Below are 19,087 nucleotides of genomic sequence, written 5' to 3' on the forward strand. Positions count from 1 at the left end.
ACCTCTATTTTCCGAAGAAGTCTTGAAACTTTTCACTAACCGTTCGATTGCCACGCAAAAGAATTTCGTACTGATCAAATTGCGCGGTTATGATTTCGTGCTTTTGTCTATCTAATTGGTCAGTGACAACTTGCTCAAGATAGTGAGTCATCTCTTGTTTTGAGCTAAAACTGTCAAGGGTGCTACGTGGAAGCTTTTCGCCAATCGTAATAAACACTTCAGGGTGCTGGTCATGTAAAAAAGTATAATAAAAGGTAATTGGGATGACCGTTAAATCCGGTACTTGTGTAATTAGACGCGAGACACCCGACTGGAAAAGGAGTGGACGCTTTTCGAGGTGTTCTTCTTTTCCTTGCGGGAAAATCCAGACACCCTTGGCCAATTTTAATAGTTTTTTTGTATAAGCAAGTGATTTGATAACGTCTTTAGGATTGTCTTTATTGATGGAATACCCACCTATTTTTCGAAAGAAAGGAAATGACGTTAAGCCTTGCTCGGTCATCATCGCATAGCAATCTTGTTCAATAACGGTTTTCGTTAAGTAAAAGGTAATTAAACCGTCCCACCAACTACTATGATTAATAATGTACAAAGTCGGACTAGTAGCGATGGGGTCAGTCTGTTGATTTAAGTAAAGATGGTGAAAGCTCTTTTTTAATAGTCGACGATTATAATAGTGAAAGATCTGTGAAAAAAAAGGACTTTTCCTAGCTTCAATCATAATAATTGGCCTTTCGATATAAAGCTATCAATGTGATAGTAGCTGCTAGTGTTATGAAAGCAGATAGTAGTAGTTTTCCTTGAAACGCTAAAATGACAAACATCAAGATGATAAGGACGTTGACTACAACCATTTTCTTTTTCCAATCTAAGTTTCGATCAAGTTGCCAATCGTTTCGTAATACAAGATAAACAAATACATGAAGGAAGAACGCTAGGATAAACCAGCCAGCAAAGTTAGAGAAAGGTATTTCATAATAAAAGCCACCATCGTGCCAAAGCCAATATTGTTTTACATGGAAAGCAACCGGATCAATCACTAAATCTACGACAACCGCAGCTAATCCTCCAATCAAAGCGTAGAAAAAACCTAAAATAATTTTATTTTTCATGTGCAGGAAGTTGGTGATCTGCTTTGCCAATACATGAGTCGTACTGATGACCATTAACCAAGCAAAGCCTATCGCAATCGGGACACCTGCGATCTTCCAACCAAAATCGGAGTTATAGTCGTAATGACCAAAGAACAAACCGAACTCGACGCCTAGCCATTCGACAAAAATGGTTGTTGAAATAATAAAGAAACTAAGAAAAAAACCTTTAGCTTTTGAGTAATTAGCGGTAAAATAGATTGCACCGAGAATACCTGCTAAAATTAAAAAGACTGCATTTGCCCATTCGAGCATTGGCGGTAATAAATCAAACAAAAGTAAGAACACACCAACTACATACCAGAAAATAAAAAGCCGGAATACATATTTTTTAACGTCCATGACGCACCTCTTTGTTTATGTTTTGTATATGTATTGTATATCAACTATTCTATTTATTAAAATGAAATGCTCAGGTATAATATAGTGGTATTCGCTGAAAGTAGTATTTTTATTGGTTAAACAAAAAAGTTATAAAAATTTTTAAAAATTAAAAATTAGGACCAAAATGATTTATCAACTTTTTACAGTTATTAGGTACATTCGTTGATTTTACTTGGAGAGATGCGAGATGCAATATAAACGAGACTCATTAGAACTACCGCATTTATTTGGAGCAATGGCTAAACTGTTTGACATTGTTTTTATTATGAAGTTTCGAAAAGATAAAAGGTTCGAATACATCCAATTTAGTGACACTGCCAAACAGCTTGCCAATCTATCAGATCATGCGCTGGGACAAAGCATCCAGGATGTCTATAACGGAGAGGTTGCCACTTGGTTGCACGATCAATATACTCATGCCATTTCAAGCGGACAGCCCGTTCAATTTATCGATCAGATGAATTTAAAAGAGAGCGACGAAATCAGACGAGCAGAAACAACGTTAATTCCATTCGACATTAATGACGAGCAGTATGTCATCGCTTTCACTAAAGATGTTACAGAGCTTGAAATGAAAAAGAATGAGGTAACTGAACAAAAAGAGCGTTTTCATTCCCTGTTTGCTTATAATAACGATGCGATTATTGCCACAGATGTTTTTGGAAATATTCAAATGGTTAACGAAGCATTTATTAATCATTTTTCGATGATAGAAAATCAAGTAATCAATCAAAATATTTACGAACTATTCTTATCTCTAGCTATTTTTAAGGGGGAATCAACTACTTCCCCAATAGAAGAAGAAGTTTTACTGGAGTTAAGTCATAAGTCACTTATTGCTCTAGTAAAAAGGATACCGATTATCGTTAACGAACGATCGTTAGGATTTTATTACATCTTAAAAGACATTACAGCAGAGCGAGAAATCATTGTTAATAATAAAGAGGTGGAAGATCGCTACAAACGATTGATTGAACTTTCGCCACAAATGATTGTTCTAGTTAAAGGTGATGAAGTCAATTTTGTAAATAAAGCTGGAATGCAACTGCTTGAAACAACTGAAGAGGAGATCGTTGGTGAAAAAATCTCTAGCTTTATTAAAGAAGAAATAGGTTCTTTTCTAAAGGACGGGGATGTAGCGACAATCAACACCCCAAACGGTAAGCTTTTGTATGTAACGTTAAAAAAATCAGATGTGTTTCTTAATAAAGAGAAAATCACCCTATATTCATGTACCGACATTACAAACCAACTCGCGATTAAAGAGGAGTTAGTTTTCTTAGAACATTATGATTCTCTCACTGGTCTATATAATCGAAAGTCTCTAGACAAAGTGATAGATAGTCAAATTAGTTCAAGAGAACCATTTCATTTTATTCTTTTTGATATTGACAAATTCAAGTTGGTGAATGATTTACTAGGGACAGCGAACGCTGACTTAGTATTTATTGAATTTGCGAACCGTCTCAAGTCATTAATTGGTTCGGATTTTATAGGGAGAATTAATGGAGATGAATTCGTCGTTATCCTTCCAGGAGATCAGTCAATTAATTCGTTTATTGTCGAAGTCCAGGAAGTCCTAAATAATCATTTTGAAACAGATCAAGGACCGATTCATATTACCGCTTCGATCTCGATTAGCAATTATCCTAACCACGGCAGTAACGCTGAACAGTTATACTTGAATTCCATGAAAGCAATGACGCTTGCTAAAATTCAAGGTGCACGGCAAGTGATTTATTATTCACATGAAATGCAAGAGTTCTTTGCAAGAAAATATAAAATTGAATCTGAGCTACAGATTTCCTTAAAACAAAATCACTTTCATGTCGCATACCAACCAAAAATCCATTTAAAAGGGAAGCCGATTGAATTAGAAGCACTCATTCGTTGGGTACATCCATCAATGGGAATGATTAGCCCAGCTGAATTTATTCCGATTGCTGAAGAATCGGGATTAATCATAGATTTAGGTAAATTTGTCATTAAGCAAGTTTGTACTGATCTTAAAGAACTACAGAAGAATTACCCAGAATTACGTGTTGCGATTAATTTATCGCCAAAGCAATTTCTTGATCCCGCATTAGAGGATTGTATTATTAAAGCGATTAATGAGAGTGGACTTGATCCTAAATTTATCGAATTTGAAATCACTGAAACGACATTAATGACAGACCCAAACAAAGCAGTTTATATTTTAAATTCATTAAAAAAATCAGGAATTACAATTGCGATTGATGATTTTGGAACAAGTTTTTCATCCTTTACTTACCTAAAAAAACTTCCTGTAGATTCAATTAAGATTGATCGGTCGTTTATTAGTGGTATTGCCGAAAATGAAAAAGACGGAAAGTTAGTCGAAGGACTTATCGAGCTAGCACATAAAATGAAACTTTCAATTACGGCTGAAGGTGTAGAAACATTAGAACAACTTGAGTTTCTGAGGGCAAAGGAATGCGATATCGTCCAAGGATTTTATTTCGGTCGTCCCGAAAAACTCGAACTACTAATCAAAACATTAGAACGCTTAAATAAATAAAAGGAGGCTGTTCCAGGGTGTACTTACACTTATGGAACAGCCTTTTATTTGCAAATTATGAAGCTTTGGAAATAGCCTTCTTAGTCTTAAAATAATGTTTAATAATAAAACCAAAGTGAATAGTGGATTCTAAAAAATGGATGACTATTGCTAAAAACAACCACGCAATCATGTCTGGTGCAAGGAAAAATGCGAGCTCCCATGTCATTCCTCTTTGCATGATCAAGGGTACTACAAATGGGATCAAAATGATCATTGCAACTGCGATAGCCGAATTTACTATTCCAGCCGTTAACCTCTGTCGAACTGTTTTTTGTACTGGACGGAAAATCATGTTTCCGGCTTTGATCATGTTGTAAATAAAAGTCGCTGCAAATAAAATAATGAGTAAACGATAAATCCAAAAATAATTGACCCTTGAAGGAGGTTCCTGATCTGTTAAAATTGATACAATTCCATTGGTTAAATCAGGGTAGAAAACAAGTCCGTTTAACAAATGATTTTTGTTTATTAAAAAGGCGATGCTGTAATCATCTTCTACAAGCATGATTGCATTTGATGTGTATCCCGGTAGAGATCCACCATGATGAACAGCCGGGCGACCTGCAATATCACTAATTATTAATCCCATTCCATAAAAAGGATGACCTGACATCATCTCCTCAATCGCTTCTGAAGAAACTCCCACGGTAGGCTGTTTCATTCGTAACGCTTCAAGAAAACGTACTAAATCTTCGGATGTAGAGGTTATAAATCCTGCAGGAAGATCGTACTGAATATGTGGTTCATTACGCTGAATAGAGAAACCAAAAAACGATAAATGTCCTGGTGTATCAACTTCGCCTTTTACCGAGGTGTGTTCAAGGCCAAGGGGGTTAATGATTTGGTCCTCGATATACTCGATATAGCTTTGTCCACTAACGCTTTCAATAATAGCACCTAGCAAACTATAATTAGGGTTAAAATAAGCAAATTGCTCTCCTGGTTCGTAGGTTAAAGACATCTTATTCATATCCTCGATTAAATCTGAAAACCCCACATGCGGTGGGAGGCTAGAAATATAATCAAGTTCAGTCATACCACTAAGATGATGCAAGAGGTTTCGAACGGTTATTTTATTCGAAACTGTAAAATCGTCTAAATAAGTAGATACACTGTGGTCAAGGTCAATCTTACCTTGCTCGACAAGCTGCATCACAGCAAGGGCCGTGAAGGTCTTAGACGTAGAACCGATATAAAATCGCGTTTCTTTAGTAATCTCCTCACCAAAACTTTGGCTATAAATCAGTTCACCTTTATGAGAGATCGCAACTGACATACCGGGAACCCCTAGTTTTTTAATTCTATCATTTATGTATTGATCTAATACATCCTCGGTTGATAGGTTAGTAGAAGAAGCTTCTGTAGTTAAGAAATGAAAAAGCAAGAAGCTAATTAGTAATCCACATGTAACCTTCGTAAATAACATTTTGTTCTTATATCTCATAATTAGACAGTCCCTTCCAGATAAATTTAGTTAATGCAATCGGCCATAATAAAAAAACTCTTTGTTCCATTTATTCAATCATCCGCTTCTACGCTACTAATATAGTATAATGTTGGAAATATAATCCTCTGATTATTATTGTGAATTATTTATGAATATTAAGAAAAAACGAGTTGATTATACTCTCCTTACATTTCTCATAACAAAAAAACCGTAACCTAACATGAAAAGTTGTCACCTTGAATATGTTTTTTATAAGACGAGGTAGATTTTCAGACTCCGCTATGAAACATATTAAAAAAAGTAGGTGAAGCGTGATGATTAGATTAGCGAATGGCACGTACGTAAGTAATATTAATGGTTCAACTATTAATTTGTTTTATCGAGGTAATAATCGCTGTGATATTTACGTAAATGGTACCTTTCAAGGAAACTTCTTATTTAATGAAGCAAAAGCTGAGATTAATAAAGTTGAGCGCGAGCATCAATCTTGGAATAATGAACTATTAAAAAAGTACCAGTTTCCTGAATTTCAAGAGAATGAGTTCCCGATGAGACGATAGAAAAAAAGGAAAGTTGGGAAGTAATTCTTTTACAACAACTTGCCTAGAATGGTATATTAATCCTTGAAAGAGAAGAAATTAAAATAATTATAAGTACACGTAAATATTTTCAGACCAATTTAGTAGTATATTTGACGGTCTATTTTATCATAAAGGCGGACGCCTAAAAGCTTGGCGATAAGCCAGGCTTTTCTATTTTTGGACAAGCTTTGAAGGGGAATTCAAACATAAATAAAGACGGTTTATTGAAGTTAACAGGTGCTTCCCCCATGGCTTATATAGAAGAACCAAAAGAGGCCTTCGAGTAACCATCCTAGAGGAAGGCGATGCATCACAAACAGAACGATAAAAGGTGGTTCATATGGAAAATCAAAAAAAACTATCAGACATTCGGTTTTCAGTTCTTGACCTAGCTCCGATTTCCGAGGGGAGTCATGCTGCTGATGCATTTCATAACAGTTTGGATTTAGCTCAACACGTAGAAAAATGGGGCTACTACCGTTATTGGGTTGCTGAGCATCATAATATGCCAGGGATTGCTAGCTCTGCAACATCTATTCTTATTGGTTATCTAGCAGCTGGAACGTCGACAATGAGAATTGGCTCTGGGGGAATTATGTTACCAAATCACGCCCCTTTAGTTGTTGCTGAACAGTTTGGAACACTGGAGTCGCTATATCCTAACAGAATTGACCTTGGACTAGGTAGGGCACCAGGCAGTGATCAATTGACGTCCTTGGCACTACGACGAGGTGGACAAACAGGGGAAGAATTTCCGCAACAACTAGAAGAATTACGGTCGTATTTTTTACCAGAAAACCAAGGTGGGGTTAGAGCCGTTCCTGGTCAGGGGTTAGACATCCCAATCTATTTATTAGGCTCTAGTGGCTTTAGTGCACGACTAGCTGGGCAACTTGGTTTACCGTTTGCTTTTGCAAGTCACTTTTCTCCTGAAAATACGATGCCCGCGCTAAAGCTTTATCGAGATAGTTTCCAAGCTTCAGCAGTTCTTGATAAGCCTTATGTCATGGTCGCGATTAATGTTATTGCTGCCGATGAAGATCATAAGGCGCATTGGTTGGCGACTTCACAGCAGCAAGCATTTTTAAACCTAATTCGAAGAACACCAACTACGTTAAAGCCACCAGTAGAATCAATGGATCAAATTTGGACACCTTACGAAAAGATGCTCGTCCAACAACAGTTGAAAACAACGATGATCGGCAATTCAGAGAACGTCAAAGAGAATCTTCAAGACTTTTTAAGAGAAACTGATGCCGATGAATTTATCATTAGTAGTCATGTATATAACCATGCGGACCGTTTGCGGTCCTATGAAATCGTCAGTGAATTAGGAAAATAGTCAAGAGGAGGAACATGACATGAAAATTGCGTTTATATCAGATATTCACGGCAATGCCGTTGCACTTGAAGCTGTTTTGCAAGACATTGAAAAACAAGCTGTTGATAAAATTGTTGTTCTTGGCGATATCGCCTACCGTGGTCCCGAACCTAAGAAATGTCTAGATATCGTAAGGTCTTTACAGACAGATGTTATTAAAGGTAATGCTGATGAGTGGCTAGTGCGCGGGGTTCAACAAGGCGAAGTTCCTGATAGTGTATTAGCGTTAATGAACGAAGAACGTGATTGGGGATTAACAAAATTAAACAAAGCTGACATCGACTATTTACAAAGTTTACCTCACTCGTTAACTTTAGAGCTTGAAGATGTGAAAACGACCATTTTTCACGCTACTCCTACTAGCTTGTTTGATATTATTCTTCCTAACACAGAAGATGCGATCATTGAAAAAGAGCTTATGACTAATGATGCTCAACTGTTTGTTTATGGTCATATTCACCTTCCTTATATAAGATACATTAACGGAAAAATTTTAATAAACACCGGGAGTGTAGGCTTACCTTTTGATGGTATAGCAAAAGCTTCTTATGCGATTGTTGAAGTCCAGTCTGGGCGAATTCGAACCTCATTAGAGCGGGTCGATTACGATAAGTCGCGCGTGCTCGAACTTTATGAACAAGAAGACTACCCGAACATCGAAATGATGAGCAGGATTATCATAAATGGTGCAAGATAGTATCAGCTTAAGGAGAGAATGGTATTAATCTTTATAGTAGCTGTCACGATTTTGCCAATTTCTTGCCGACTATCATTTTTTTTTCATGGTAAAATTTAAGTAAGATAATATTTGGCCGGAGAATTGGAGAAAGCCATAAAAACTCATGGGATATGAAAATATCCTCGTGGGTTTTTATGGCTTTTTGTATATTCTCGTATTCCTAAAGCTAAGTGAGGAGAGAACTTCATGGGACAAAAAATAGAAACAGATGTTGTTGTCATCGGTGGCGGAGTGACTGGTGTAGGAATATTGCGTGATTTAGCATTGCGAGGATTAAATGCAATTTTAGTTGAGAAAAAAGATCTTGTTCATGGAACATCATCAAGGAATCATGGCTTACTTCATTCTGGGGCACGTTATGTGGTTCGCGACGAGGAAACTGCAATCGAAAGCTACCGTGAAAATCTCATTTTAAAGAAAACAGTACCTAGGGCGATCGAGGCAACCGGTGGAATTTTTGCAAAGGTACCTGAAGATGAGGACTCTTATGTAGAGAAATGGGTAAACGCATGTAAAAGAGTAGGGATTCCAGTTACTGAAATTCCACTTTCGGAAGCATTCAAGCAGGAGCCTTATTTAAGTAAAGATGTTCAAGCCGTTTTTCACGTTCCCGATGGGGCGATTGATCCGTTTACACTTTCTATTGATGTTGCTACTGATGCCATTAGACGCGGTGCAAAAGTTTTCACATACAGTGAAGTCATTGCGATAAATCGAGTTGGAAACACGATAAATAGTGTGACTGTTCAAAATCAATACACTGGTGAGACAACTGATATTTTTGCTAATCTCGTGATAAATGCAGCGGGGCCGTGGGGAGAAAAAGTCGCAGCTCTTGCTGAGGTTCCAATAAATTTGATCAACAATAAGGGATTACTAACCGTTATGAACCACCGTATTAACAAACAGGTGATTAACAGGTTACGTTTACCAGGAGATGCAGATATTTTCGTCCCAGCTCATAATGTCACGATTTTCGGTACAACTGGAAAAAACGTAGATAACCCTGAAGATTTCTCATTACATCGCGAAGAACTTGAAGAGATGCTGAAGGAAGGTAGTGCCTTAATTCCGCGGTTAAAGGAATTAAGAATGATCCGTGCTTTTAGCGGAAGTCGACCTCTTTACCAAGAAGCTGCGGAGGCTGACAGTAGTGGTAGAAATGTGACGCGGGGAATGGCACTCTTAGATCATTCTGTACGTGATGGCTTAGATGGTTTCATCACGATTACCGGTGGGAAATTAACAACGTTTCGTTATATGGCCGAAAAAACCGTGGATCTCGTCTGTAGCAAACTTGGAGTAAATGCTCGCTGTACGACTCATGAAGTTGAAGTATCGCACCGTGATGCCACAGAATTTTTCAAGGATACAAATATTGCTCCTGCTGCTAAAACTAAGTTAGGGCAATGGGCAGGAATTAATGCTGAGATGATAAAACATTCAATACAAAATGATCCCGATGATGGAATTGTTATTTGTGAATGTGAACAAATTACTTGGGCAGAAATTAAAGCTGCATTCCCAGAGGGACATTTTAACTTAAATGATATAAGACGCAGGACCCGTCTAGGGATGGGGCCATGCCAAGGGACTTACTGCAACAACCGTGTCGCAGCTTTAGCAGTTGAAAAAGGCTTAGCAACAGTTGAAGAAGCCAAATGGGCATTAGATGATGCCCTTAACAATCGTCTTAAGGGAATGGCAGTTGTGGCCACAGGTCAAACAAGTAAACAATTAACGATGATGGAAACACTTTACCGGGTTTCATTAGGAGCGAAGGAGGAGGGAGAAGCTCATGTATGATGTTGTAGTCGTTGGTCAAGGTTTTACTGGTCTACTTTCGGCAATCATTGCTAAGAAGCACCATAAAAAAGTTGCATTAGTTGCTAATGGAACTGGAAAACTCCTCCAATCAACAGGCGTGATGGACTTATTACCTGGCACAAATAAAGATTTTGATGAATGGCTAGCTTTTTTTAAGTTGGAAAAGTTTCCAGTTAGGGAATCGATAAAGCAATTTAAAGAGATAATCGAAATTCTCAATTATCCATATAACGGTGAAGTAGATAGGCTAGTACCGATTGTTACTGCAAGTGGTCATATCAAAATGACGGCTCTTTACCCGGAAACAATCACTCCGATACCGAACAAAGGTAACATCGTCATTGTTGGTTTTAACGAGATTGTTGACTTTCAGCCTGAGTTCCTCAAAGGGAACCTCCAAAAGGTCAGACCAGATCTAAATATTCATACGATGAAGATTAGCCTTGGAAAACATTCACAACGGACGTTGACCCAACTAGATGCAGCTCGGATTTTAGATGAAAAAGACTGGCGCGCTTATTGTCTAAACCAGATAATAAAACAAACAGCGGCTCAAAAGCTCGAAAACATCGACTTGTTCATCATGCCTTCGTGTTTAGGGCTTAAAAACTGGCAAGCGGTATTTAACCAATTTCAATCGGAATTACAGACCAAAATAACTGAAGCACCAGGACTGCCTCCCAACACAACTGCGGTTCGCCTTTATGAAGTTTTACGAAAGGAAGCAGTTAAATTAGGTGTTCGTTTTTATTTGGATACAGAGGTAAGAGGTTGTACAATCAACTCTGGAATACTTACTGATTTAACCGTTCACACATCTAACCGGAGTTCAAAAATCGCAAGCCGTCATACGATCATTGCCACAGGTGGGATTTTAGGTGGTGGACTTGAAGTAACCTCAGATGGGCTAAAGGAAACAACGCTTAAATTAGAAGTTGATCAAACCGGCGTATATAGACAGTTACCGGAAAATGTTTATCCAGTAGGGGGGGCTCTGGGTACTGCAGTTACGCAAAATGGAATTACAGGCGGCATATATTCGATTTTTTCATGTTTTGAGGCGATGTCACAAATTAACAAATTTGAATTGGAAAGGGGGTTGTCATTATGTATGAGCTAACACTTTACGAAACGACCTTTGAAAAATGTCTGAAATGTCATGCCTGTACAGTCAATTGCCCGATCTCAAGCTCAACTTTAGATTTTGGCGGTCCTAAGCATCTAGGCCCTGAGATTAGGCGATTGATCACAAACCAAGAACTGATTGACGATCACCGGATTGAGCTATGTACTTTATGTGGCACTTGTGATACCTCTTGTCCTGAGAATGTACATGTTTCAACACTTACAGCCCAAGCAAAAGCGCTCCACGCCCAACAGCATGGAACAAAGTTTCGTGACTATATCCTAAGTAATGCTGAAACGATTGGCAAACTCGCATCACTATTTGCGCCAATTACAAATTTGACGATGAATATAAGACCTGCCAGGAAAGCGATGCAATTAGTGTTGGGTATTGAGGCAAACCGCCAATTTCCAGTTTATAAATTTAATCATTTTAAACGTCGCTATCAAAAGAAGCAAGCTACAACAAACCGTAAGGTAGCGTTTTTTGTCGGTTGTTATGCAACGTATAACGCACCAGAAGTTGCTGATGCTTTTGTGAAGGTGATGAAGTTTAATGGAATTGAAGTTGCAATTCCAAAACAAAAATGTTGTGGTGTACCGATGTTTGCAAACGGGCAAATGAAACAGGGAATAAAAAATGCCTCATTTAACATTAATAGTCTTCTTGACTATACACGTCAAGGCTACGATATTGTCATGACTTGCTCGAGCTGTACCCTTGCCTTTAAAAAAGAATATAACACCTATCTAAATACAGAAGAGGCAAAAGAACTTGCCGCTCATGTCTATGATGCTGACGAGTATTTACGTGTATTACATGAGCAAGACGAATTGAACGTCAATTTTGGGACTCTAAATGTAGAAGTGGGATATTTTGCCCCGTGCCATCTTAAAGGTCAAGGTATCGGCAATCCTGCCATTGATATTTTAGAGTTAATTCCAGGGTTTGAAATTCAGGATCTCGCAGCTGGCTGCTGTGGCCAGTGTGGAACTTTTGGCTTTAAAGAAGAAAAGTACCAGCTTTCCATGCAGTTAGGGGCAGAAATGGCTAATACAGTAAGCGAGCTTGATGCTGATTACACGGTTACAGAATGCGGGATGTGTAAAAATCAACTTGATCAGCTAACGGTAAAGCCGGTAAAGCATCCGATCGAAGTGTTGTTAGAGGCTTATGAAAAAGCTAACAAAGGTTTAGAACAAGGCTAATTCAAGACTAGTCACTTTCCTACGAAGAATAAATTTTTTATCGACTTTTGTAGCACTGCTTTATGGTGGAGTTGCTACCTTGCTCGGTGGTTCAAATAGTATCTCCTCTAAGTGCACTGAAACTTCTCGCAAGCTCCATTAGTGATATCTTGTACTTCAAGGTTTCGCATAGAAATGAAAAACTTGAGCAATATAATACAAGATAGGTTTCCTTAAACACTAACATTGGAGGAATTATAATGAAACCAGAAAATAAACAGGAAAGACAACAAGAGCTTGAACAAGCGTTCAAAAATGTTCAATCAAATGCAACGAAAATAAATGATAATCAAAATAAAATTATCAGACAGTCTGAACTTGTGGAGATGGGAGGAATGTTGTTTGACACGGATACGAGCCTAGAAGTTGAAGTTAAAACGACTCCAATAATGCCACCACCACAACCACCACAAATGGGTACGACGCCGGAAGACTTGCAACAAGTGCAACAAGAAGTGAAACAAGCGCACCAAACATTATTAGATGAAAATCAACGACTTCAAACTGCACTTTATCAGCTTCATCAGCAGCAGGAAACCGTAAAACAAATTCAAAGTAGAGTGCAACAAGCGCAACAGGAAGTTCAAGTGAAACAGGCAGCTGCAAATGCGATTGTAAATAGCCTCAAGTAAAAGAAGTTTCAGCTAATTAGATGTAGGAAATGCCGAGTATTGATACTGGCATTTCTTTTTTTTAGAATAGACAAAAGAAAAATGAATTCTAAGAAATTGGAATTTTAATTAATAGTGATGAAGGCTTGTAACGCTCTAATTATGGTAGCCACTTACTGCTTTTTTTGTGTTAATCTATATACTTATGTTAATTAAAATAGTCAAAAACAAGAAAATCCCCACGAAAAGTGGGGATCGCATGAAATATTAAACATTCATTAAACGAGGGAATAAGATGTTGTTTTCTAAGTGAACATGCTCATGAGTCATCGTTTCTAATTCTTCAAGCTTTAAATAAGATAAGCGGTACGTATTGCATGCTCCTGGTGGCAACTGATAGTCATTTGTGAACTCACGAATATTTTTCAAAAGATCGCCAACTGCCTCGTGCTCGCTTTCTAGCTTGGTAATTTCAGCTTTCGCTTTTGCAAGTTCCTCTGCTGAGTTTGTCTCGTCAAAAGCTACGATGTGAGGGAACACATCACGTTCCTCATCTATTAAGTGTTGCTCCATTTCACCTTTTAACGTTGTGAACGCTTGATAGACGTCACGTAAATGAGGATGATCTTGCCCATGGACACGGTAGACCTTTGTTACGAATGCTTGTAGTTCTCCAAGAACTTCAGCCGTATAGACATGATATTTGTTTACGATATGGTCCACTAATTGGGCAAGTGGTGCTTCTTCCCATTTAACTTCGTCTGTACGATTACTAGTAGCATACAGTTCATTTAACTTTTCTAAAATCTCTACTTCGTTAAGCTTTTTCGCTTGAAGTACTTCACCAATCGGACGATCTCCGCCGCAGCAAAAATCAATTTTATATTCTTTAAATACCTTACTTGCAGCAGGAAGTTTTGTAACGATATCACCAGTTTTTGTTGAGCTATTAAAAATTGCGTTCATTTAGAACCAACTCCTTTTCTTTGATAAGTTAAGTATAATCCTATAAATAATGTCTCAATAGGACAAATGTCACAATGAGGAAAATAAATTTAAGCTTTAATTGTTAATCGCAACATGATTATTATTCCCCATAACAAATGAAAAATGGCTCAAAAAAAATGTAAGACTTCGGTCCTGCTGCTGATTTTTAGATTTAATTAACTTGCAAGTTTTGGAAGTGATTACGAGTGTAATTGCTTCTTTTTTTACCTCAAATTAGTTTTCAATTTCACTTTTATCTTATATGCTATAGAAAATCAATGAAAAGAAGGTCTCATGCCGATGTTATTCCGAATCAATCGAACTCTAGAGAAAATGATGCCTGTGATAACACCTAGTTGGATCAACAGTCGAAATCGACCAGTGGGGAATGATGAACGGATTATTTTGGATGATCGTCTTTCCTTCGGTTCTTGGAATGTTACTTAACCAACTCACAAGAGGGAAGGTAAAGACATCATTAAGTCCAAATTTAGCCCCGTTTACCAAAGTGGGCCTAGGAATCGTCGTTGCGATTAATAGTGCTGCAGTAGCGCCTTTTTTAGCAGATGTCAGTTGGAAATTAGTTGCGATTATTGTACCAGTGTTATTACTAGCTTTTAGTGGTTATACAATTGGCGGTTTGGCAGCTAAATATTTGTTTCGTTGGAATTATGAGGATATTGTCGCGTTAACATTTAATTGTGGAATGAGAAATATTAGTGCTGGAGCCGTAATCGCGATTACATTTTTTCCGCCACCTGTAGCAATCCCGGTAATATCATGTATGCTCATTCAACAATTATTAGCTTCTATTTTCGGTCAGCTACTGAAGCGTTTTTCCAATACAGAGGCAGAGCTGAAGTCAGTGAAAACAGGATAGCCCATTCAATGGTGCAAGCACACCTATGTGAGAGATGGTGCCAGGCACCTGTGGATAACATCTACAACTCACGCTGCCCTTTCTTTTACATCCTTTCGAAAATACCATTTTAAGAATGATGGAACGAGGATAATGATCACAAGTATCCTGATTAGTTGCAGGGCGCTAACTACAGCAGGATCTCCACCAACCGTAGAGGCTGTTAAGACCATTTCAATTAAACCACCAGGGGCAATACTTAACATTGCTGTTGCCAAATCTAATGAAGTAAAATTAGCTAAGGTTGCTCCTAAACCAAATGAAACAACAATCAGAGTGAGAGAGACCCCGAAATAGACAAGACAGTATTTCCCGCCTAATTTTAAGTCTTCAAACGAGATGTTTTTTCCAAGTCCAATTCCAACTGCTACTTGAGCAGAAAGGAGGACAACGGAAGGAATGCTTGCTAAGTCGATAGCGCTAATATTCATCGCTGCTGTGATTGCAAGTGGTGCAACAACGATGCCAGCTGGAATCCGATCACGAACGAGTATTCCTAAGAAAATAGGAATTATATACCAAAAATAACTGATACCTCCGAAAACGAAAGCTTCTTCAGTGACGAGATAGTTTGCTGCTTGCCCTTGTTCATTAAAATAGAAGACGATAAGTGCTGGAACGGTAAATAAAACAGTCAACAATCGAACTGTTTGAAAGATGACAACGTATGAGGCTTTCGCGTTTAGTGCCTCACTAGCAAGGACCATTTCTGATAAACCACCAGGAATAGAACCAAACACACTCGTAACTTTATCGACTTGAACCCATTTTGTTACGAGTGTTGCGATAAATATGCTTGCAAATATTAGTACAAACGTCATGAAGAGATAAGGGATTATATAAGGCCCAATCGTTAGGAACGTTTGGATTGTGAAATACAGTCCAAAATACATGCCAAGAATGAGAAATCCGCTTTGTTTCACAGGATTTGGCCAAAATGCTTTTCGCTTAGTAAAACCTTGCCATAGCAGAACAAAGGTTAATGCCCCTAAAACCCATGGCAGAGGAAAATCAGCAAGACTAAATAAATAACCACCTAAATAACCGATAAGCGTTGTTTCAATGAACCGTTGCACGTTTTTATATTCCATATAAAGGACTCCTTTTTAAACCGCGAATACTTTCGTATTACGAAATAATATTATACAGTAACTATTCAAATAAATGAACGGATTCATGTCGAATAAATAATAATTATTTTTTTAGTCGAAATAGTTTAACTTATCGATATTTTCATTTAATGTATAAGGAGGGGAATATTCACCTCAAAAAATACATAAAAATGTCTTTCCTACATGGACATTTGTTAAAGAAATGTCCACGAAGGGTGCCAGGCACCTCAGGGAAGTTCGAGGAGGGAAAATGAATGATTCATCAAACAATCATTGAAGATTTAATTACGGCAGCATTAAGTACAGGTGCGTTAATTCATTTTGCGATTAACGCTATTTTTTATGGTCTTGCTGGGCTAACGAGAGTAATCTAAACACCTCAAAGCATATTTTTTGGTGAAAACTTATGATAAATGTATAATTAATGAGTCAAGACAAAAAATAGGAGGTTTACACATGCCGTATAATGCTTTTTATCATCCTCATGCGTATTTTTGGATGATCTTAGTACTTCTTTTTGTCGTTACATTTTTTCTTTATCGGGGGAATGTAGCAAAAGGAGCAAAAATTACTCATATGGTTCTTAGGCTTTTCTATGTCATCATGGTTGTAACAGGAATTGCCTTACTCGTACTAAAAGGATTTCTTTTTACATACATAATTAAGGGATTATTAGCGCTTTCGTTAATCTATTTTATGGAAATGATCCTTGTAAAAACGAAAAAAGGAATCTCGGGAAAATCGTTAGCTTCCTATTGGGTGTTATGCTTAGCAGCGCTTTTAGTCGTTGTATTAATCGGTTATCGTGTCATTATTTTTTAAACCAAAAGCGGAGCATGTATTTATCATGTTCTGCTTTTTTTCATAATGAAAGAAAGGGCGGATATTGATGCGAAAAAAAATTATTCTAGCGGGCGGTTCAGGTTTTTTGGGGAAAGCATTGGCAAAGTTTTTAGTAGAGAAGGGTTATGAAGTTGTAATTTTATCGAGAAAAGCTGCAGTATCAGAAGAGCATATAAAATATGTCCAATGGGACGGGCGGCAATTAGGGGAATGGGCACGTGAAATTGACGGTAGTTATGCAGTTGTAAATTTTACAGGGAAAAGCGTAAATTGTATTTACACAAAGAAAAATAGAGAAGAAATCATAGCTTCTAGGATTGATTCTGTCAAAGTTTTAAGGGATGCCATTAAGCAAAGTGAGCAACCACCGCAGGCGTTTGTGCAGGCAGGTTCATTAGCTATTTTTGGGGATACTCGCGAGTTGTGTGATGAGAATTCTCCTTTTGGCAGCGGTTTTTCGGTAGAGGTTTGTAAACGGTGGGAAGCAGAATTTTTCACAGAGTCATTATTGACGACTCGCCAAGTGTTACTACGTATTGGATTTGCTCTTGGAAATGATGGTGGAGCACTAGAGCCACTAAAGAAACTAGCTTCGTTTAATCTAGGGGGAACAGTCGGTTCAGGGAAACAATACATTAGCTGGTTACACATCGATGATTTAAATGAAATGTTCCTTCGTTCGATTGAAAATGAGAACTATCAAGGGATTTATAATGCTACAGGACCAACACCAGTAACGAATAAAGAGTTTATGAGTACATTACGAAAGGTGATGGGAAAAGGATGGAGTCCTCCAGCACCTACTCCGTTCGTTTGGCTAGGAGCGTATGTTTTCATGCAAACTGAACCAAGTCTAGCTTTAACCGGGAGAAATTGTATTCCGAAGAAACTACTGAACAGTGGCTTTGCATTTCAACAAACAGACCTAGAAGTAGCTTTAAAAGATTTGATTGATTAGCAAAGGCTGCTATCCTCGCTAATCCATTCTATTTCCATCTAAATGAAACTTTCGTTATAATGTTTCTGTTGAGGAGTTGATGAAGATGATTGAAGTAACTGAAAAAATGATAGAGTGGCATTTCCTTAATAAGAAACAAGATATAAAAATTTATTATTGCTACACTCCATTATGTGGAACCTGTAAATTGGCAAGGCAAATGCTAGAGCAGTGGCAAGCACAGCATCGTCATGTAACAATTTATACAGTTAACCTTAACGTTAACCGCAAGTTAGCGATGGATTGGAAGATTAAAAGCGTGCCGTATGTAGCAGTGTTTGTAAACGGCTTAAAAGCCCACGAGTTTTATGCCTTTCATTCGACTGAAAATATTGATCGGCAACTAGCACCGTTTGTTAGGAGTGGGAAAACAACAGATCGTAATTGTTGAGTATAGGAACGAAGGAACTTCTGAATAAATTTCAGAAGTTTTTTGTGTTAAGTACAGTTTTAGTGATAGCAGCAACAGATGCCACCAAATTAGTTATTAAAATCGTTCAGAAACTAGTGGGAGGGAGCCCGTTAGGTTAAGCATTATTACAAAAAGTTTTTTTGGATCTATGCACAAAAATATGATTTATATGTTAAAATTAGGAAAAATATAAAAAATAGGGGAGAAACTATGAAAAAGCTTTTAATTCTATGGATCATTACCGTTTTTCTTTCTGGTTGTGTTGATGGAAGTTCACTAAAATCACAACTTGAAATTGACTATAATACTATGTTTGGGACTAAATTTGATTATTTGGATCAAGTAAGAGTATTTGAGGCTGATAGCGGTAATTTTGTCTATCAACTAAATGCAAAGGATTTCTATCATAACTACTTGAATGAGGCTAAACCTATAGAATACCGCAAAGATATACATGGGCAATATCATATAAAATTGTCTGCTGTAATTGATCCTGAGTACAGTAAAGGCCAGCAAGAAGCTCTTCTAAAGTATGATGAGGAAAATAAGATACTTTGCAGTGAAAAAAAGTGTATTGAAGTTCCTGAAGAGCTTAACCTAAGTCAAAGCTGGTGATATAGACAAGTGGAACATGGTACATGTAGATTTATACTTTTGAAATTGATGGTCAACTATAAGGAAAGCGATAGTTCAATTTTTATGCTCTTAATTTAGGTTCAATTTATAAAACGGGGGTTGTTTT

At 37.6% G+C, this 19,087-nt stretch carries 17 protein-coding genes and 1 pseudogene; 13 read left to right on the forward strand and 5 right to left on the reverse strand.

Annotated features, from left to right (window positions below; all coding sequences use genetic code 11):
- Positions 1-4: 4 nt before the first annotated feature.
- Both ACK4M9_RS02890 and ACK4M9_RS02895 read right to left on the reverse strand, forming a co-directional pair.
- Entirely contained in the window at positions 5-721 is a 717-nt protein-coding gene (locus tag ACK4M9_RS02890; RefSeq protein ID WP_409847767.1) for a lysophospholipid acyltransferase family protein, read from the reverse strand.
- Positions 714-1,493: a carotenoid biosynthesis protein gene (locus ACK4M9_RS02895; RefSeq protein WP_409847769.1), complete on the reverse strand. Its 780-nt coding sequence runs from the start codon at positions 1,491-1,493 to the stop codon at positions 714-716. The genes ACK4M9_RS02890 and ACK4M9_RS02895 overlap by 8 nt, the downstream gene beginning before the upstream one ends.
- A 229-nt stretch (positions 1,494-1,722) precedes the next feature.
- Between ACK4M9_RS02895 and ACK4M9_RS02900 the strand changes: the two genes are divergently transcribed.
- A complete protein-coding gene (locus ACK4M9_RS02900; RefSeq protein WP_409847772.1) occupies positions 1,723-4,074 on the forward strand; it encodes an EAL domain-containing protein in 2,352 nt (783 codons plus the stop codon).
- Positions 4,075-4,129: 55 nt separating this feature from the next.
- Here the strand turns inward: ACK4M9_RS02900 and ACK4M9_RS02905 are convergent, their stop codons facing one another.
- The gene (locus tag ACK4M9_RS02905; protein ID WP_409847775.1) at positions 4,130-5,560 is read right to left on the reverse strand and encodes a serine hydrolase domain-containing protein; all 1,431 of its coding nucleotides are present in this window, start codon (positions 5,558-5,560) and stop codon (positions 4,130-4,132) included.
- A gap of 317 nt (positions 5,561-5,877) precedes the next feature.
- Here ACK4M9_RS02905 and ACK4M9_RS02910 point away from each other — a divergent pair, with 317 nt between their 5' ends.
- The 7 genes from ACK4M9_RS02910 (at position 5,878) to ACK4M9_RS02940 (ending at position 13,096) form a co-directional block, all read left to right on the forward strand.
- Positions 5,878-6,123, forward strand: a complete 246-nt coding sequence (locus ACK4M9_RS02910) for a hypothetical protein (protein ID WP_409847778.1) — start codon at positions 5,878-5,880, stop codon at positions 6,121-6,123.
- Positions 6,124-6,484: 361 nt separating this feature from the next.
- Complete coding sequence (locus tag ACK4M9_RS02915; protein WP_409847781.1) at positions 6,485-7,486, forward strand: LLM class flavin-dependent oxidoreductase; 1,002 nt, start codon at positions 6,485-6,487, stop codon at positions 7,484-7,486.
- Between the two features lie 19 nt (positions 7,487-7,505).
- Complete coding sequence (locus tag ACK4M9_RS02920) at positions 7,506-8,222, forward strand: metallophosphoesterase family protein (RefSeq protein ID WP_409847783.1); 717 nt, start codon at positions 7,506-7,508, stop codon at positions 8,220-8,222.
- A gap of 228 nt (positions 8,223-8,450) precedes the next feature.
- Positions 8,451-10,070 carry an anaerobic glycerol-3-phosphate dehydrogenase subunit GlpA gene (gene glpA / locus ACK4M9_RS02925; protein ID WP_409847786.1) on the forward strand — a complete coding sequence of 540 codons (1,620 nt, stop codon included), beginning with the start codon at positions 8,451-8,453 and terminating at the stop codon, positions 10,068-10,070.
- Complete coding sequence (locus ACK4M9_RS02930; RefSeq protein WP_409847789.1) at positions 10,063-11,211, forward strand: FAD-binding protein; 1,149 nt, start codon at positions 10,063-10,065, stop codon at positions 11,209-11,211. Before glpA ends, ACK4M9_RS02930 begins: the two co-directional genes overlap by 8 nt.
- A complete protein-coding gene (locus tag ACK4M9_RS02935) occupies positions 11,199-12,425 on the forward strand; it encodes an anaerobic glycerol-3-phosphate dehydrogenase subunit C (RefSeq protein WP_409847792.1) in 1,227 nt (408 codons plus the stop codon). The genes ACK4M9_RS02930 and ACK4M9_RS02935 overlap by 13 nt, the downstream gene beginning before the upstream one ends.
- Positions 12,426-12,664: 239 nt before the next feature.
- The gene (locus ACK4M9_RS02940; RefSeq protein WP_409847795.1) at positions 12,665-13,096 is read left to right on the forward strand and encodes a hypothetical protein; all 432 of its coding nucleotides are present in this window, start codon (positions 12,665-12,667) and stop codon (positions 13,094-13,096) included.
- Positions 13,097-13,342: 246 nt separating this feature from the next.
- On the opposite strand, the gene ric is transcribed toward ACK4M9_RS02940, so the two are convergent.
- Positions 13,343-14,041: an iron-sulfur cluster repair di-iron protein gene (gene ric / locus ACK4M9_RS02945; RefSeq protein ID WP_409847797.1), complete on the reverse strand. Its 699-nt coding sequence runs from the start codon at positions 14,039-14,041 to the stop codon at positions 13,343-13,345.
- Positions 14,042-14,432: 391 nt separating this feature from the next.
- Between ric and ACK4M9_RS02950 the strand changes: the two are divergent.
- Positions 14,433-14,942 (forward strand): annotated as a pseudogene (locus ACK4M9_RS02950) (bile acid:sodium symporter family protein); the annotation flags it as partial.
- A gap of 68 nt (positions 14,943-15,010) precedes the next feature.
- Here the strand turns inward: ACK4M9_RS02950 and ACK4M9_RS02955 are convergent.
- Positions 15,011-16,072, reverse strand: a complete 1,062-nt coding sequence (locus ACK4M9_RS02955; RefSeq protein ID WP_409847800.1) for an AbrB family transcriptional regulator — start codon at positions 16,070-16,072, stop codon at positions 15,011-15,013.
- 477 nt (positions 16,073-16,549) lie between these two features.
- Between ACK4M9_RS02955 and ACK4M9_RS02960 the strand changes: the two genes are divergently transcribed.
- The 4 genes from ACK4M9_RS02960 to ACK4M9_RS02975 all read left to right on the forward strand — a co-directional run bounded on the left by ACK4M9_RS02960 (position 16,550) and on the right by ACK4M9_RS02975 (position 18,960).
- Positions 16,550-16,915, forward strand: a complete 366-nt coding sequence (locus tag ACK4M9_RS02960) for a DUF1516 family protein (RefSeq protein WP_409847802.1) — start codon at positions 16,550-16,552, stop codon at positions 16,913-16,915.
- Positions 16,916-16,982: 67 nt separating this feature from the next.
- Complete coding sequence (locus ACK4M9_RS02965) at positions 16,983-17,894, forward strand: TIGR01777 family oxidoreductase (RefSeq protein ID WP_409847805.1); 912 nt, start codon at positions 16,983-16,985, stop codon at positions 17,892-17,894.
- Positions 17,895-17,979: 85 nt separating this feature from the next.
- On the forward strand, positions 17,980-18,324 hold the full coding sequence (locus tag ACK4M9_RS02970; protein WP_409847807.1) for a thioredoxin family protein: 345 nt from the start codon (positions 17,980-17,982) through the stop codon (positions 18,322-18,324).
- Positions 18,325-18,555: 231 nt separating this feature from the next.
- Positions 18,556-18,960: a putative periplasmic lipoprotein gene (locus ACK4M9_RS02975; RefSeq protein ID WP_409847810.1), complete on the forward strand. Its 405-nt coding sequence runs from the start codon at positions 18,556-18,558 to the stop codon at positions 18,958-18,960.
- Positions 18,961-19,087: the final 127 nt, after the last annotated feature.

The sequence above is a fragment of the Anaerobacillus sp. genome, assembly GCF_046314235.1.
GTDB lineage: Bacteria > Bacillota > Bacilli > Bacillales > Anaerobacillaceae > Anaerobacillus.